This window comes from Oceanobacillus sp. FSL W7-1304, assembly GCF_037969805.1.
GTDB lineage: Bacteria > Bacillota > Bacilli > Bacillales > Amphibacillaceae > Oceanobacillus > Oceanobacillus profundus.
The window spans coordinates 4,136,536-4,154,092 of record NZ_CP150211.1; the positions used below are offsets into that span (position 1 = coordinate 4,136,536).

Consider the following 17,557-nt stretch of genomic DNA (forward strand, 5'->3'; position numbering starts at 1 on the left):
GAGAAAATAGAAGGGATGGATTTGATGGCAAGAGGACAAAAAAGGTTTGGCATGCAAAGTTTTTTGAACGGAATTGAAAGAGTGGGGAATAAATTACCGGATCCATTTATGTTGTTTGTCATTCTTGCAGGTATCGTTATCGTATTATCATGGGTAATCTCACTATTTAATGTCACGTTCACATTACCAGGTGAGTCTGAGGTGCTCGCTATAAAAAGCTTGATCTCAGCTGAAGGGCTGCAATATATTTTAACATCGATGCTGGACAATTTTGTTGGTTTTACACCATTAGGGATTGTTTTAGCGATGATGCTGGGAATTGGCCTGGCTGATAAGGTAGGGCTTTTAGAGACTGGAATAAAGAGTACGATTCTAAAGGCACCAAAATCATTGGTTACATATGCAGTGGTTTTCACTGGTATTTTGGGGAATATCGCATCTGATGCTGCGTTTGTTATTATTCCACCACTGGCTGCAATGGTTTTCTATAATATTGGCAGACACCCTCTCGCAGGACTTGCTGCAGGATTTGCTGGTGTGGGCTCCGGTTTTACAGCTAATTTAATGATTACTGGCACGGATGCATTGCTATCTGGAATTTCAACGGAAGCGATTCGTACTGTAAATCCAGATCTCTATGTAACACCTGTTGATAATTGGTATTTTATGTTGACATGTGTGTTTATTTTAACTTTTGTTGGCGGATTTGTTACGGAAAAGATAGTAGAGCCACGCTTAGGTACCTATGCAGGTGGAGCAGCCAAAGAAGTAAAGGGAACAACTTCCTTGGAAATAAAGGGATTGCGTAATGCTGTGCTTGCGGGTGTTGCATATGTTGCATTAATTGTTACAGTAATTCTTATTCCTAGTTCCCCACTGACGAATGAGGAAGGCGGAATCATCCCTTCACCATTTTTATCTGGAATTGTGCCATTAATTTTGTTTTTGTTTATTCTAGTTGGTACGGTCTATGGGGTAACAGTAAAAAAGATTAAAAGCTCGAAGGATATCGGGACCTATATGGGAAATGCAATAAAAGACATGTCCGGATTTATCGTACTCGTATTTGCGGCAGCTCAATTTATCTCCTATTTCGAATGGACAAACATGGGAGCTTGGATTGCTATTAGTGGAGCGAACATGCTGGAATCCATTGGTTTAACAGGAATTGCTGTTATATTAGGGTTTGTTATTTTAACAACACTATTGAACTTGTTTATATTTAGTGGATCTGCACAATGGGCGTTAGAAGCACCTATTTTTATACCGATGTTTTACTTTTTAGGATACAGTCCAGCATTTGTTCAAGCGGCATATCGAATTGCAGACTCATCCACAAACGTAATCACACCGATGAACCCGTATTTGATTATCGTGCTTGGATTTATGAAGGAGTATGATAAGAAAGCAGGAATTGGTACATTGATTGCATTAATGTTACCATATACGATTTTCTTTTTGATTACATTTACGATTCTTCTGTTAATTTTCTTCTACTTTGGAATTCCGTTTGGCCCAGGAGTAAGTGTTTATGTATAATGTTGTCGGAATTTCGAGTCAAATGGTTTACTTCAAGACGTTTAAGCATTATCATTTAATAGAGAGAAAGTGATGTATGTAAGGAGGTAAATCATAAATGGCTTTTGTAATATTGGATCCATGTGGACCGGAAAAGGCAGCAGAATGTGTGAGTGTCTGTCCGGTTGATTGTATAGAAGAGGGACCAGATCAATTTTATATTGATCCTGACATTTGCATTGACTGTGGTGCGTGCAAAGCAGTTTGTCCTGTTTCAGCGATCGAGGAGGAATACGATTTGACTCCTGATCAAGAAGTATTTTTAGAAAAGGCGGAAGAATTCTTCGCGAATAGATAGATTTATTGGATAGTAGACGAAATGTTCTAGAAGAAACGTCTATTTGTTCAACTAGCAGTGCTGTTAGATTGGCAGTGCTAAAAATATGCATTATAAATAGTCAACCCTGCTATTCACAGTAAAGAGTCACGAAGTGTATCCAGCTGGGTTGACATTTGTATTTAGTGGGAAAAAATCGGGTAGCAATATGCGAGGTTTGTACTGTATTACAGTTGCGTTTAGAAGATTGAATCTCATTAAGCTTCCTGGTATACCTATTTCGCGCTCATGCTTATTGCTTTTCCCAAAGAAGATTGTTATCTACTCTAATAATGTTTACTGCGTCTATAACCTCATGATGCCAGGTGTTATTCTTTTCTTTTATCGATGTGATATCCCAGCCCGCTTCAGTTTGTTATTCGATGTCTGATCCAACAGTTTTAACTAAAGAAGTAAGCATTTTTTCCATACAATTTAACTGTTCTGGACGCATCAATTGCGGAAGGTTATAGCTTACTTTTCATTTTTAACTTCTTCTGCCAAATTACTAGCAATCCACCGCTTTGCTGTCGTTTCATCAATTTCATATACTTTGCCTGCTCGCAGCAATTCACCATGATATGCTGTCTGTACGTTCATTTTTACTTTCATTATTTAAGACCTCTTTCTATTTTTTCTAGTTTTAGTATACATGAAAATGGTATTTTTTTGGTTCGAAAATAAAAAAGCTGTGTGAAATCTAGCCTACAACTCGTCTTTAAACTGTATTATTTGAAAAATCCAGACTTTGCAAATTTTTCTATTTGTGGTAAAGTAATGATAAGTAAATACGTAGCGTTATTCACTAGGGGAACCCTTGATAAGGGCTGAGAAAAAAGTAGTTACTTTGAAACCCTCAAAACCTGAACAGGCTAGCACCTGCGTAGGAATGTGGCAAGGGCAAATTGTATTGTTAGTTTCATTATACAAATACGATACCACTTTCTGTGTGCAGGAAAGTGGTTTTTTTGTGTGCATAAAAGCTGTAATTGCATTATTAGGTAATGATTCTTGATGAAACCTGAAAGAAAGGGGCGGGAGTTTGATGAAGCTAATTGCTGTAACCGCAGATAGCATGACTGTTGAAAAGCTAACAGATACCATTATTGACATCATCGACGAGATTGATTTTCTCCAAATTCGTGAAAAGTCAAAAACAGCCCGTGAAATTTTGCAGCTACTAGATTATCTGCAAATGAATGGGGTTGATAAAGAAAAAGTAATTCTAAATAATCGGCTTGATATCGTACTGCTTAGTGACATCCCAAATCTTCACCTGCCAGAACATGGCTTACCAGTAAAAACAGTGAAGAAGCAATATCCGCATCTAAGAGTTGGTTGCAGTGTACATTCATTCGAAAAAGCGAAAGAAGCTGAAGCGGATGGGGCGGATTATATAATATTTGGTCATTGTTTTGAGACAAGCAGTAAAAGGGGAATACCTCCAAATGGAATTTTGCCAATTGAACGAATGAAAAGAGAAATTCACATCCCAGTTTATGGTATCGGAGGAATTTCATTAGAAGAGGTGCCGTTAATGAAACAGACAAAAGCAGATGGAATTGCAATCATGTCCGGTATTTTCCATGCCGATGCACCAAACGTGATGATAAAAAAATATAGGGAGGCAATTTCAAAGTGAAACAGCATTATGAAGTAGTCGTAATTGGTGGTGGTATTATTGGTTGTTCGATTGCCTACTACTTAGCGAAAGAAAAGGTTGATGTTGCGTTATTTGAAAAAGGACAAATTGGTTTGATGACTACAAGTGCTGCGGCTGGTATGCTCGGTGCTCATTCTGAAAGCAATGGCGAGGATACAATATTTTCGTTTGCCAGATCGAGTCAACAAGCATATCTCAGGTTGAAGGATGAGCTTTATCAATTAAGCGGCATTGATATTGGATACAAAGAAGGTGGAATATTAAAGCTTGTATTTTCAGATACAGATAAGCATCAGCTTACTCCGCTTCTGAAGCAACCAACTGCAGAATGGTTGGATAAAGAAGAAGTAAAGAAAAGGGAGCCATTGATTGCTCCAAATATATTAGGAGCAGCATATATAAAGGATGATGTGAGTGTTATACCAGATCAAACCTGTGAAAGCTTTGCTAAAAGTGCTCGATCCCTTGGTGCATCCATTATGGAAAGCAACGGTGTTTATCAAGTGGAAAAGAAAGATGGCAACTATCTTGTCCGAACAATGCATGGTGATGTCGAAGCAAATTATGTTGTCTTTGCTACAGGTGTATATGGTAATGGGCTATTTAGGCAAATTGGATTAGATGAAGAGCTCATACCAATTAAAGGTGAAAGTTTAATCGTTCATAGTGAACAGCATGTATTAGAGTATACCCTATTTCATGAAAGCTGTTATATCGTTCCTAGAAATAATGGAAAGCTTGTTATTGGTGCAACCATGATCAAGAAGGATTGGAGTGATACTGTAAGCCTTGAAGGAATCAAGTTTTTAATTGAAAAGGCAAAAGCCATGATTCCATCTGCAATCGAATGGAAAATCGATCACGTTCAGGCAGGATTGCGACCAGGCACGTTTGATGGCAACCCATTTATCGGAAGGCATCCAGAGGAAGAAAGAATACTCATTGCTTGTGGGCATTACCGAAATGGAATTTTACTTGCTCCAGCAACAGGGGAAATGATTCGTGATTTTGTTGTTGGAAAAGACATAAATAACGGATGGATGCAGACATTTCGTGTAGATCGTCGTCAAAGCATAGTAGTTTAGGAGGTGATAAAAATGAAATTTCAGCTGAATGGGAAACAGGTGGAACTTCCAGAGGTAGTGGATTCAGTCGGAGAGTTGCTGGCACACTATCAATTACAATCTCGGATTGCTGTCGTAGAGGTAAATAAGGAAATTGTTATGAAGGAAGAATACGAAACAAAAAGGCTTTTCAATGGGGATATCGTAGAAATTATTCATTTTGTAGGAGGCGGATGATTATGTTAACCATTGCTAATCGTACTTTCCAATCTCGTTTATTATTAGGCACAGGGAAGTACCCATCATTTGAGGTTCAAAAAGAAGCAGTAGCAGTATCGGAAACAGAAATTTTAACGTTTGCTGTTAGAAGGATGAATATTTTTGAAGCAAGTCAGCCAAACTTCTTGGAACAATTGGACTTAACTAAATATACGTTACTTCCGAATACAGCTGGAGCAAGTACGGCCGAAGAGGCTGTTCGTATAGCGAAACTTGCAAAAGCGTCTGGTTTATGTGACATGATTAAGGTGGAGATCATTGGGGATAAGCGCACGCTTTTGCCAGATCCAATAGAAACTTTAAAAGCATCCGAAATGCTCCTTGAGGAAGGGTTTATCGTGCTGCCATATACGTCAGATGATGTTGTTTTGGCGAAACGTCTGGAAGATTTGGGAGTTCATGCTGTTATGCCAGGTGCAAGTCCTATTGGTTCGGGAAAAGGAATCATTAATCCTTTAAATCTAGCATTTATTATTGAACAATCCAATGTACCCGTAATTGTTGATGCGGGAATTGGATCTCCTAGGGATGTGGCATATGCAATGGAGCTTGGAGCAGATGGAGTGCTTTTAAATACTGCGGTTTCTGGAGCAAAAGATCCAATCAAGATGGCGAAAGCTGTAAAATATGCGCTGGAAGCTGGCAGGCTGGGGTATGAAGCGGGAAGAATAGAAGAAAAAGACTATGCAGTGGCAAGCAGTCCGACAACAGGGATGGTAGGAACGTGAAGACACGCTACTCTCGCCAAGAATTATTTTTAGGAAAGAAATCGCAAAAGAAAGTAGAATCTGGAAGTGTTATTATCATCGGAGCAGGTGCATTGGGTTCCAGCAGTGCAGAAATGCTTGCAAGAGCAGGTGTTGGTAAACTAACAATTGTTGATAGGGATTATGTTGAATGGAGTAATCTACAACGACAGCAATTATATAGCGAGGCGGATGTCCGGGATAAGCTTCCTAAAGCATTCGCTGCAAAGAAGAGGCTTGAGCAAATCAATAGTGGGATAGATATTAACAGTCTTATTGAAGATGTCCACGGTTTAAATATTGAAGAAATGATAAAGGGTCATGATGTTATTCTCGATGCTACGGATAATTTTGAAACGCGTCTAATCGTAAATGATGCAGCTGTAAAACATGACATTCCATTTATCATGGGGGCATGTGTTTCGAGTTACGGTTCCACATTTCCAGTTATTCCAAATGTCACACCTTGTTTGCATTGTTTACTAAATCATTTACCGGTGGATGGCATGACGTGTGAGACGGTAGGGGTGATCAGTCCAATTGTTCAAATGGTTACTGCAACACAAGTAACCTATGCTTTAAAAATTTTAACTGGAGCCCAGATATCGCCGGTGCTCAGGTCGCTTGATATGTGGAAGGATGAAAAGGCTGAAATAGATGTGACACGTCTTAAAAATAGCCATTGTCCAACATGTGGGGAGCAACCAACGTATCCTTACTTGAAATTTGAGAATCAAATGAAATCTGATGTGTTATGTGGAAGAGATGCGGTGCAAATTCGGCCTGCTACTTCAAGAGTGTTTGAATTAAACGTCTTCATGGATAGGTTAAAAGGAAATGCAACAAACCTATTAATCAATCCTTTCTTACTTTCCTGTGTTTTTGGGGAATTTAGGATTGTTTTCTTTCGGGACGGACGTGCAATTGTACATGGAACACATGATAAAAGAATAGCCCGTTCCGTTTACTCTCGACTTTTGCAGTATTATTCAGCGTAAAATAAGCGTTTCTTATAGCCTTGGACTTGACCGTGTGTTTAAAGTTCAGGGCTATTCAGTGTAAGTTCATTTTAATGTTCGTAAAGCTTTCGCTAGCCTCCAATATTTCACCCACCATTGATTAATTTTTCTATAAATGTGCAATCGTTTTCCTGTAATACTCCCTTATTTAAATGACATCTTTTTTTAGGTAATCTTGCTAAATAGCAATATTTAATCTAGATACTATTTAAAAACAATTGCCCTTTTATATTTATCGTGCTACTATTGTAATCGAAGCAATTAGTGCAAACGTTTTCGCTGGTGTTGCACAGTTGCAATAACTAGCTTTTTAATATTGTATGTGAAAGCACTTGAATTCATTGAGCACGTTAGTGAATTGAGTTGAAGGTTAAGAGCCCGGCAAAATCTATCAGAAATTACCATACGTCAGCTAATAGAAGGTATACGCTATGATAGAAGAGGTTTACCATTTTCTGCATTTTATCGACATGTGGAAACTTAAAAAATCATTTGAATCAGCAATAGAAAAAGGGGGATAAAAATGAAGAAGATATGGTGGAAAGAAGCAACCGCTTACCAAGTATATCCGCGAAGTTTTATGGACTCAAACGGAGATGGCATCGGAGATATCCAGGGAGTTATTTCTAAGCTTGATTACTTGAGGGAGCTTGGTATTGATGTGATTTGGATAAGTCCAATCTATCAATCTCCAAATGATGATAATGGTTATGATATTAGTGACTATCAGGCAATCATGGATGAATTCGGGACAATGGCAGACTTTGATCAACTACTTGAAGCCGCTCATCATCGTGGAATGAAGCTAATTATGGATTTGGTTATTAATCATACATCTGATGAGCATTCCTGGTTTATTGAATCACGTGCTTCTAAAGGTAATTCGTATCGAGATTATTATATTTGGCATCCAGGTAAAAATGGTAAAGAGCCGAATAATTGGGAATCTATCTTTGGTGGTTCAGCGTGGGAATACGATAAAGAAACAAAGGAATATTATTTACATGTGTTCTCCAAAAAACAGCCAGACTTAAATTGGGAGAACCCAATTGTCCGTGAAGAGCTGTACACAATGGTAAATTGGTGGCTCAATAAAGGAATTGATGGGTTTCGAGTAGATGCGATTTCCCATATAAAAAAGGTTGCTGGATTCCCAGACTTGCCGAATCCGAAAAAGATGAAATATGTTCCTTCCTATAAAGGTCATATGAATCGACCGGGCATTCAAGTTTTTTTAGAGGAATTGAAGGAAAAAACCTTTTCTAATTATGACATTATGACTGTTGGGGAGGCAAATGGTGTACGTATGGACGAAGCGGAAGAGTGGGTCGGAGTGGAAAAAGGGAAATTCGATATGATTTTCCAATTTGAACATTTAGACCTTTGGGGTAAGCATACCGATACAGGCTTGGATATACATGCCTTAAAGAAAACATTGACTAAATGGCAAAAAGGATTGGAAGGTATTGGATGGAATGCATTATTCTTAGAAAATCATGACCAGCCTCGTTCCATTTCAACATGGGGGAATAGTAGGGAATATCGTGTGGAATCTGCCAAAAGCTTAGCGACAATGTATTTTCTTATGCAAGGAACGCCATTTATATATCAAGGGCAGGAAATTGGGATGACGAATGTTCAGTTTCCATCCATTGATGATTATGATGATGTTGGGATGAGAAACTATTATCATGAAGAGCTGAGTAAGGGAACCCCCATTGAAAAAATCATGAAGGTAATTTGGAAAACTGGTCGTGATAACTCAAGAACTCCAATGCAGTGGACACATGAAAAGCATGCCGGTTTTACAAATGGAACTCCATGGATGAAAGTGAATCCGAACTATACGGAAATAAATGTGGAACAAGAAATTCAAAATCCAGATTCAATCTATCATTATTATAAAAAACTAATTAAGTTGAGAAAAGAGAATAGTGTTTTTATTTATGGGAACTACGAACTGATTTTAGAGAATCATGATCATGTTTATGCGTATACGAGAACATTGGATGATGAGGTTGTTATCGTAATAACCAACTTATTTGCGAAAAAGGTAGAAATAGAACTTCCAGCAGAGTTAAAGTCTATTAAGAAAGAATTACTTCTGTGTAATTATAATAAATTAGAAGAAAATGTATTGTGGCCATATGAGGCGAGGGTTTATCGGTTGTTGTAGCTTTTTGTACCAGAGGGGGACAAAAATCTGTATGATTGTCCTCTTTCAATAAATCTTAATGAATAACGTTTGCACAATATAAGCAAAAAAATAGGTGAGCAGATAAAATTATGAATATGTTCATATTATTTTTGTAACCGGTAACAAGAGCGATAATTAATTATATTTTGATATTGATATTTTCATAAAACAATGTATAATAAATACTATATAGTTGCGCAAACGTTTTCATTAAAAAGGTGAAAACGCTGCAAATTATAATTTTGGGGAGGGAAATTAGATGAAAAAGTGGTTGAGCATTAGTGTTTTATTTTTACTTATTATGGGAATTTTAGCAGCTTGTGGTCCAGATGATGCAGAACCATCAAATACAGATGGTGGGACGAATACGGATGCAGAAGCAGAGGGCGAAATGCCGGAAAAACCGGAAGCGCTTACGCTATGGGTTAATGCAGAGGAAAAACAGGAGGAAGCTGTAAAAGAAATAACTGATAAATACACAGAGGAGACAGGCATAAAGGTTAATATGGTTCCTGTTGATATGCTCGAACAAGTTGAAAAACTTGATGTGGAAGGGCCAGCTGGAAATGGACCAGACGTTATCTTTCAGCCACATGATCGAATTGGAGACCTCGTATTACGCGGGTTAGTTGACCCAGTCAATCTAGGAGATAAAGAAACAGAGTATACACAAACTGCATTGGATGCTGTTCAATATGATGGAGAATATTGGGGATATCCGGCAGTAATTGAGACATATGCCATGTATTATAATAAATCATTGGTTGCTGAAGAAATTGAAACAATGGAAGATTTGATGGCAATTGCTGAACGGGATACGAATGCAAGTAATGATGAATTTGGTTTTTTAATGGAAGCAGCAAATTTCTATTTTGTCTATCCTTTCTTCTCTGGTAATGGTGCATATGTATTTGCAAACGACGCAGGAAATTATGATATTGCTGATATTGGACTAGCTAATGAAGGATCGATTGAAGGTGGTAACTTAGTTCAATCCTGGTTTGATAATGGTTATATACCACAAGATCTTACACCAGACATTATGAATGGATTATTCCAAGAAGGCAAAGTTTCATCTGTAATTAATGGACCATGGATGGTTCGTGATTATTCAGAGGCTTTAGGTGATGACTTAGCAGCAGCACCACTGCCAATACTCGATAATGGTGAAAACCCGAAATCATTTGTTGGAGTAAAATCGTATATGCTTTCCTACTACTCTGAGAATAAAGAGTGGGCTGAAGACCTGATGGCTTACATTACAAACTTTGATAATTCAATGACATACTATGATGTTGCTGGTGAAATTCCAGCACGTGACGATGCCATGGAGGACTCAATCATTGCGGATGATCCAATATTCTCTGCATTCGCTGAGCAAACAACATATGGAGAACCAATGCCTAGTGTTCCAGCAATGCAGCAAGTATGGGATCCAATTAATAATGCACTTAGTTTTATTTCTAAAGGTGAGCCTGTTGATGAAGTGTTAGAGGAAGCAGTACAAACGATCCAAGATCAAATTGCAGCTTCTGGAGCAAATTAATTAGAAAATAAATATATGGGAAGGGTTCTTCCCATATATTTATTTATGCCTTTTGCATGAGGGGGAAGACAAATGGCGAATAGTCAATCCAACAAAACTAGTAGAAATGTTGCTACATTGTTATCGATAGTTATTCCAGGTTTAGGTCAAATCTATAACCGGCGCTTTCTAAAAGGAATATTATTTTTACTTGTGGCTATCTCGTTTTTAATCACAACATGGGACCTTATTGATATAGGTATTTGGGGATTGTTTACATTAGGAACCATTCCACGAGAACACCACTCCATTCAATTGTTAATCCAAGGATTAATAGCTTTAATCGTACTCGCATTCGGCATCGCAATCTATGTTTATAACATTATGGATGCTAGAAAGGATGCAATTGCCCGTGCAGATGGAAAACCAATTCCAACACTATTAAAAGGAATCAAAAACTTTTATGATAATGGATTTCCGTACTTTATGATTTTGCCAGGACTATTGATGCTATTATTTGTTGTAGTTTTGCCATTATTATTCATGGTTAGCTTGGCATTTACCGATTATAATCAATACAATTCACCACCTCGGAATCTATTGAATTGGGTAGGGTTAGATAATTTTGCAGCATTAGGAAGTGTGAATATATGGAAGGATACCTTTTTAAGTGTATTCACATGGACAATTGTTTGGACTGTTGTTGCTACGACATTACAAATTGGTCTTGGTTTATTTCTTGCACTACTCGTTAATGACAAACGAGTTAAATTTAAACGTACTATTCGCACGGTACTGATTTTACCTTGGGCAGTACCTGCATTCGTATCCATCTTAATCTTTTCTGCATTATTTAATCCGACATTTGGGGCAATTAACCGCGATTTACTTAGTCAATTTGAAATCATGATTCCATGGCTATCTGACCCATTTTGGGCAAAAGTTGCCTTAATTATGATTCAAACCTGGCTAGGTTTCCCATTTGTATTTGCCCTGTTTACTGGTGTTTTACAAAGTGTGCCGCAGGATATGTATGAAGCCGCTGATGTTGATGGGGGAACGAGGTTCCAAAAGTTTCGACATATTACATGGCCGCATCTATTATTTGCAACTGCTCCACTTTTGATCATGCAATATGCGGGTAACTTTAATAATTTCAATATCATTTACTTATTTAATGAAGGAGAACCAGCAGTTCGTGGTCAAAATGCTGGAGGTACGGATATTTTAATTTCATGGGTTTATAAACTGACATTTGTAACGAATAATTATAATATGGCTGCAGCGATAACAATTATCATGGGATTACTTATCTCAATATTTGCCTTCTTTCAATTTAGAAAAACAGCAGCATTTAAAGAGGAGGGACGTTACTAATGGCTATGTCTACTAAGAAAAAATCAAAAATCGAAGTAGCGTTCATCTATCTGTTCTTACTAATTATGTTTATTATTATAGGCTATCCATTATTTTGGGCATTAATGATGAGTGTGAATCCTGGGTCGAATATGCTTGTAACCGAATTATTCCCAAGTAATCCAACATGGGAACATTATGCCTGGTTATTTACAAGCCCGAATAGTGATTACCTACTTTGGTATAAAAATAGTATGTATATTGCAGTTGTGAATTCTGTCGGTTCGGTGATTATAACGTCATTAATCGCCTATGCATTTTCACGCTATCAATTTATTGGTCGCAAATATGGTTTATATATGTTCTTGTTACTGCAAATGTTCCCAGCATTAATGGGAATGGTGGCTCTTTATATTTTATTAAATACAATTGGGTTAACAGATTCTCTTTATGGGCTGATGATCATCTATCTGGGAGGGCAAATTCCATTTAATGCTTGGCTTGTGAAAGGGTATTTGGATACCATTCCAAAAGAGCTGGATGAGGCAGCAAAGATAGATGGGGCGGGTCATTTGAAAATATTTTGGACCATTATATTGCCGTTAGCGAAGCCGATACTTGCAGTGGTTGCATTGTTTAATTTTATGGCGCCATTTATGGACTTTCTATTACCGCGTATTGTGTTAACAAGTCCAAGTAATTTCACATTGGCACTTGGATTATACAACTTTATTAATGACCAATTTTCAACAAACTTCACTCGATTTGCAGCTGGATCCATTTTGATTGCAGTTCCAATTGCTCTTGTATTTTTATTATTGCAACGATATCTTATATCTGGCTTGACATCTGGGGCAACAAAAGGATAATAATGATATAAATTCAATCTTTGAGATGAGGGTGGGAATAATGGTAACGATAAAAGATGTAGCAAAAGCAACTGGAGTAGCACCCTCTACTGTATCGAGAGTAATTGCTGATAATCCGAGGATAAGTGTAGAAACAAAGAAAAAAGTTCGTAAAGCGATGAAAGATTTAGGATACCATCCGAATATAAATGCTCGGAACTTAGTGGCCAAATCGACGAAAGCAATCGGGGTAATCATGCCATCATCTGCTGACAAAGCGTTGCAAAATCCATTCTTTCCCGAAATTTTACGAGGCATTGGTTCCGTTACACATCGTATGCAATACTCTATGACGCTTTCCAGCGGACAAACAGAGGAAGAAATTTTTGAGGAAGTACAGCGATTGGTCCACGGCAGCTATGTTGATGGTGTGATTTTACTTTATTCGCGATTAGAAGACCGTGTAACAAGTTTCCTGAAAGAGATGAAATTTCCATTTGTCATTGTTGGAAAGCCATACGAAAATATGAACGAAATTACACATGTAGACAATGACAATTTTATTGCTGGAAAGGAAATAACACAGCATTTAATTGAAAACGGTCATGAGAAAATTGCATTTATTGGAGGCTCAAGGGATCTATTTGTTACAATAGATCGTGAAGCAGGTTATAAAGCAGCATTGCAAGAAGCTGATTTAGAAGTTAGTGATCGTTATAAAATCCATACGGAATTCCTCAAATCTGGTGGGAGAGAAGCTGTGGAGACTTTACTATCACTAGACGAACCACCAACAGGGATAGTCGTAACAGATGATTTAATGAGTGTCGGGGTGCTTAGTTTGTTAGAAGAATCTGGTGTCCGAGTTCCGCAGGATATTTCATTAGTCAGTTTTAATAATGTGTACTTATCTGAAATTATTCGTCCAGCACTAACGACAGTTGATATACAAATACATGAACTTGGAGTCCAATCAGCTAAGGCTTTAATTGAAAAAACCGTTAATAAATCAGAACCAGTTAAACGAATCAGTATTCAGCACCAGATTGTTTATCGCGATTCGGTGAGTAAACAATGAAAAAGTGATCAGTTTTATATAGAGATACTTAATCCTATTGGACTAAGCATCTCTATTTTATTTGAAAAAAATGTATAAATGTAGTACATATGAACATTGATAAGTATTCTTAAACTATAATTGAAAGTGATTATCATTATCGATTATAATAAAGGTGAAATAAAAAGGAAATACATGGAGGGAGTAGCATGAATAAGATTCTTGTAATTTGTTCTAGTTGTACAGGTAATACAGAAATGATGGCAAAAGCCATTGTTCATTATATACAGAAACAAGAACATCACGTTGTATACAAGTCATTTGAATTTGATGTAATTGACGTGAAGGAGCTGCTTGAATATGATTTGGTACTGATTGGAACACATTCTGCAGATGACGGTCAAATTCCATATGAAGCAGAGGACTTCTATAATGAACTGAATGAAGTCGATTTTACCGGTCGTTTAATTGGAGTATTCGGTTCAGGAGAATCTTTTTATGATGTGTTTTGTGAATCGATTGAACTGATGGGAAATCATCTGGAGCACTTTGGAGCAAAGCTTGTCCCTGATCGATTAAAGGTCGAGCTTGAACCAGATGATGACGATTTAATCCGATGTGAAGCTTTTGCTGAAAAAGCATGTTCCATGATTGATGAGGTTCTGTAATGATAAAAAATCAACCAATATATAATATTAGATAACTATTTTTCAATAATGAACTATATTCGGTCGCGATTGAAGATATATTCATTTCGTGACCGGCATATTCCTACAAATAGATAATCTAATTCATCACATCATTTTAATTAACTAGCGAAATGCCCACTTACTAATCCAAAAGCTGCAAATAAACTTCATAATTAATTGATTTTGCACATATCCCTAACATGATAAGAAATTTTATGTTTCATATGAAGAATTTAAGGTAAAGGTTATGATAAAGGTCTATGACCAATAGGATAAAGTCACAGATATGAAATAGGTTAGGAGAGATAGAGTGAGGAATAATAAAATCTATGGGAATACTCCTTGTTATTTAGGTGGAGAAAAAGTTAGTTTAGGGGATAATAGTTTTAAAGACAAAGATGTTCTTGTTTACGGTGTACCATGGGAAGGAGCGGTTACATGGGGAGATTACACTGGATGCGAACTTGGTCCAAAGGCGATACGAATAAATTCAGCACGCTATTCAGGCTACTTACCTGAATTGAATCATATCGATGTATTAAGTCATTATAAAATTGGTGATTTAGGTGATGTAGATGTTGTCCCGGCAGATACAGCAGAAACGATGAATCGAATTGAAAGTTTTGCAAAAAAGGTATGGAAGACGGAAAAGTTCCCAGTTGTTTTTGGTGGAGACCATGGGATTACGTATCCAATTGTAAAAGCTTTAAGTGAGGAAGTAGATGGCGAAGTCGGAATCATACATCTTGATGCGCATTATGATAATTATCCCGATTATAATGGTGACTTATATGCAAGAAGTACACCATTTCACCGAATTTATGAAAGTGAAAGTGTACGAAATGAAAGTATTGTTCATATGGGGATTCATGGCCCGAGAAACCAACCAGAGACAGGTAAATATGCAAAGGAAGTCGGTGCAGCAACGATTTCTGTAAGAGAAATTCGACAGGCTGGAAATCAGTTAACCGATTTAGCAAAGCAAGCATACGACATTGCAAGTAAGGAGACAGATGCAGTTTATTTAAGTATTTGCAGTGATGTACTTGACTTTGCCTTTAACCCTGGTGGTCCAGTTGATGGTAATGGGCTTACTTCTTTTGAACTATTAGAACTCATTCATGAATTTGCCAAACTTGGAGTCAGAGGAATGGACTATGTGGAGGTCTACCCACAGCAAGATCCAAATGATAACTCCTCCCACTTTGTAACGTATGCCGTGCTATATGCGTTGGCAGGGAAGATACTAGGTGGTGACGGTCAAACTTAATACAACAGTATCAATCGCTTCTTACTTTGTGAGAGGCGATTTTTATTTCCGATTATTAGATTAAACATCAATGGTTTTGTATCCGATATAAAGGATAAGTTTAAAAGCATGGGTAGAAAGTAGGGGGCAACATGTTTGTTAAAAGAAAACAAAGAAATGATGCTGTTTTAGTCGAATGGAGTAAGCAAATGGACCCTAAGATACAAATAGAAACAGGGTCTGATTTAGAGAAGCAATTAAAAATGTTGGATTTTTCAAGGGAAGATTTTGCAATTGCACAGGTGTTAAAGCCTTATATAGAGGCTGAAAATCAGTTCGTTGTTGAGGGATTTTATAAAAATCTAGAATACAACCAAGATTTAATTAAAATCATTGAAAAGAACAGCTCAATTGAAAGACTGAAGAAAACATTACGTACCCATATCGTTGAGATGTTTTCTGGTGAGATGAATGATTCCTTTATTAAGAGAAGAAAGATAATCGCCCATATCCACGTAAGAATCGGACTTACACAGAAATGGTATATTGCATCCTTTCAAAAGCTCTTTGATGGGTTAATCGATATCGTACAAAAAAACTTCGAAAATACGGCAGATCAAATTTTAGCAATTAAGGTTATCAATAAGTTGCTGAATTTGGAACAGCAGATTGTTTTAGAGGCGTACGATGAGGAAGTAATGCGAATCAAGGATCAAGATGTACAAACAAAAATGAACATAGTTCAAACATTAGAGGAAAACTCTACGGAACTTGCAACATTGGCTGAAGAAACAACAGCTTCCATTGAAGAAATGATTGCACAAGTAAATGTCATTACTTCTAATTCGAAAGCGGGTACACAATTTGCAGAGGAAGCAAAAGAAGCAGCCGCAGAAGGAAAATCTCGTTTAACAGTCATGAATCAATCTTTGGAAAATATGCAGCAGAGTACTACAAAGGTAAATGAAGATATGGCAAACTTAGAAAACACATCCACACAGATTAAGGACATTATTGAAATTGTGAAGTCGATTGCAGACCAAACAAATCTTTTAGCATTGAATGCGTCCATAGAGGCAGCGAGAGCTGGAGAGCATGGACGCGGCTTTGCAGTTGTTGCTGAAGAAGTAAGGAAGCTTGCAGAGCAAACTGGAAATTCTGTTACAAACGTGACAGAACTTGTTACGTTAACGAATGAACAGATCTTTAATAGTGCTTCTTCTTTACAGGAAGTTCAACAATTTCTAACCAATGTAAAGGGGCAGATGGCAAATACTGAAGCCGCGTTCCAAAAAATTGATAACACTATGGATAAAACGAAAAACAGTAATGAAACAATTCAAACTGATCTTGAAGTATTTGAACAGGGCATAGAAGCAATTGAACAATCGGCAGTTACAATTTCCGGGTCCGCAGATAACTTAAATAAAATGATGGAAGAATGTTTACTTTAGAAGGCTCTGGGGTTCCTATGTTCTTTAGGGGAATCCTTTTTCCTTTGACTGTACTGTACATATTTTAGCTTCACTGTCTCAAAATTGTACAGATAATAATACCTATTTAATTATCTTAAATTCATACTAATTACACTTGTGAAATGGTGCACGAAAAGCGTAAACTAGCAGTATAGGAGGGGGATGTGTTGACCCAGGAAATGATTAACGAGTTGTTAGCGGCCATCACATTGTTATTAGAGGATTTGAAAGATATACAAGAAAATAGCTATCATATGGATCAATTATTTAATCAATTAGAATCTGATATAAATGATGTTGAGATAACAATCCTTGGCTTAGAACAAAATGCGCAGAATCTGGATGAAAGACTTGCTCAAGTACTTCAATGTATGATGAGCAAAGCAAGAGACAACACAACAAACTTTAAAGCAATTAGCTAAAAGCGTGCAACTGCAGGCTTATTTTTTTTTGCGAAAATACGATGCGGGGACATTTTCCTTGGTTCTACCCACTG

The 17,557-nt window shown here is 37.2% G+C and carries 17 protein-coding genes and 1 riboswitch; of the genes, 16 read left to right on the forward strand and 1 reads right to left on the reverse strand.

Annotated elements, in window-relative coordinates:
• Positions 1-24 precede the first annotated feature (24 nt).
• Together NYE61_RS20300 and NYE61_RS20305 are read left to right on the forward strand one after the other, a co-directional pair.
• Positions 25-1,539 (forward strand): AbgT family transporter, encoded by a 1,515-nt coding sequence (locus tag NYE61_RS20300; RefSeq protein WP_339316498.1) that lies wholly within the window; start codon positions 25-27, stop codon positions 1,537-1,539.
• Between the two features lie 97 nt (positions 1,540-1,636).
• On the forward strand, positions 1,637-1,876 hold the full coding sequence (locus NYE61_RS20305; protein WP_095310664.1) for a 4Fe-4S binding protein: 240 nt from the start codon (positions 1,637-1,639) through the stop codon (positions 1,874-1,876).
• A gap of 492 nt (positions 1,877-2,368) precedes the next feature.
• On the opposite strand, the gene NYE61_RS20310 is transcribed toward NYE61_RS20305, so the two are convergent.
• Positions 2,369-2,506 (reverse strand): hypothetical protein, encoded by a 138-nt coding sequence (locus NYE61_RS20310; protein WP_168927295.1) that lies wholly within the window; start codon positions 2,504-2,506, stop codon positions 2,369-2,371.
• Between the two features lie 185 nt (positions 2,507-2,691).
• Positions 2,692-2,801, forward strand: a riboswitch (TPP riboswitch).
• 138 nt (positions 2,802-2,939) lie between these two features.
• Here NYE61_RS20310 and NYE61_RS20315 point away from each other — a divergent pair.
• The 14 genes from NYE61_RS20315 (at position 2,940) to NYE61_RS20380 (ending at position 17,483) form a co-directional block, all read left to right on the forward strand.
• A complete protein-coding gene (locus NYE61_RS20315) occupies positions 2,940-3,536 on the forward strand; it encodes a thiamine phosphate synthase (RefSeq protein ID WP_339316500.1) in 597 nt (198 codons plus the stop codon).
• The gene (thiO, locus tag NYE61_RS20320; RefSeq protein ID WP_339316502.1) at positions 3,533-4,642 is read left to right on the forward strand and encodes a glycine oxidase ThiO; all 1,110 of its coding nucleotides are present in this window, start codon (positions 3,533-3,535) and stop codon (positions 4,640-4,642) included. Before NYE61_RS20315 ends, thiO begins: the two co-directional genes overlap by 4 nt.
• Before the next feature lie 12 nt (positions 4,643-4,654).
• The gene (gene thiS / locus NYE61_RS20325; RefSeq protein ID WP_118889920.1) at positions 4,655-4,858 is read left to right on the forward strand and encodes a sulfur carrier protein ThiS; all 204 of its coding nucleotides are present in this window, start codon (positions 4,655-4,657) and stop codon (positions 4,856-4,858) included.
• Positions 4,855-5,628 carry a thiazole synthase gene (locus tag NYE61_RS20330; protein WP_095310656.1) on the forward strand — a complete coding sequence of 258 codons (774 nt, stop codon included), beginning with the start codon at positions 4,855-4,857 and terminating at the stop codon, positions 5,626-5,628. Before thiS ends, NYE61_RS20330 begins: the two co-directional genes overlap by 4 nt.
• Positions 5,625-6,644 carry a ThiF family adenylyltransferase gene (locus tag NYE61_RS20335; protein ID WP_339316505.1) on the forward strand — a complete coding sequence of 340 codons (1,020 nt, stop codon included), beginning with the start codon at positions 5,625-5,627 and terminating at the stop codon, positions 6,642-6,644. Before NYE61_RS20330 ends, NYE61_RS20335 begins: the two co-directional genes overlap by 4 nt.
• 544 nt (positions 6,645-7,188) lie before the next feature.
• On the forward strand, positions 7,189-8,841 hold the full coding sequence (locus NYE61_RS20340; RefSeq protein ID WP_339316507.1) for an alpha-glucosidase: 1,653 nt from the start codon (positions 7,189-7,191) through the stop codon (positions 8,839-8,841).
• A gap of 280 nt (positions 8,842-9,121) precedes the next feature.
• Positions 9,122-10,408: an extracellular solute-binding protein gene (locus tag NYE61_RS20345; RefSeq protein WP_339316509.1), complete on the forward strand. Its 1,287-nt coding sequence runs from the start codon at positions 9,122-9,124 to the stop codon at positions 10,406-10,408.
• 72 nt (positions 10,409-10,480) lie between these two features.
• Positions 10,481-11,764 (forward strand): sugar ABC transporter permease, encoded by a 1,284-nt coding sequence (locus NYE61_RS20350; protein ID WP_118889924.1) that lies wholly within the window; start codon positions 10,481-10,483, stop codon positions 11,762-11,764.
• Between the two features lie 5 nt (positions 11,765-11,769).
• Entirely contained in the window at positions 11,770-12,612 is an 843-nt protein-coding gene (locus NYE61_RS20355) for a sugar ABC transporter permease (protein WP_095310829.1), read from the forward strand.
• A 40-nt stretch (positions 12,613-12,652) separates the two neighbouring features.
• Positions 12,653-13,669: a LacI family DNA-binding transcriptional regulator gene (locus tag NYE61_RS20360; RefSeq protein ID WP_095310645.1), complete on the forward strand. Its 1,017-nt coding sequence runs from the start codon at positions 12,653-12,655 to the stop codon at positions 13,667-13,669.
• 188 nt (positions 13,670-13,857) lie between these two features.
• Positions 13,858-14,316 carry a flavodoxin domain-containing protein gene (locus NYE61_RS20365; RefSeq protein ID WP_339316512.1) on the forward strand — a complete coding sequence of 153 codons (459 nt, stop codon included), beginning with the start codon at positions 13,858-13,860 and terminating at the stop codon, positions 14,314-14,316.
• A gap of 331 nt (positions 14,317-14,647) precedes the next feature.
• The gene (locus NYE61_RS20370; RefSeq protein ID WP_118889926.1) at positions 14,648-15,607 is read left to right on the forward strand and encodes an agmatinase family protein; all 960 of its coding nucleotides are present in this window, start codon (positions 14,648-14,650) and stop codon (positions 15,605-15,607) included.
• 131 nt (positions 15,608-15,738) lie between these two features.
• Entirely contained in the window at positions 15,739-17,040 is a 1,302-nt protein-coding gene (locus tag NYE61_RS20375; protein WP_095310639.1) for a globin-coupled sensor protein, read from the forward strand.
• Positions 17,041-17,228: 188 nt separating this feature from the next.
• Entirely contained in the window at positions 17,229-17,483 is a 255-nt protein-coding gene (locus NYE61_RS20380; RefSeq protein WP_187393169.1) for a hypothetical protein, read from the forward strand.
• Positions 17,484-17,557 lie beyond the last annotated feature (74 nt).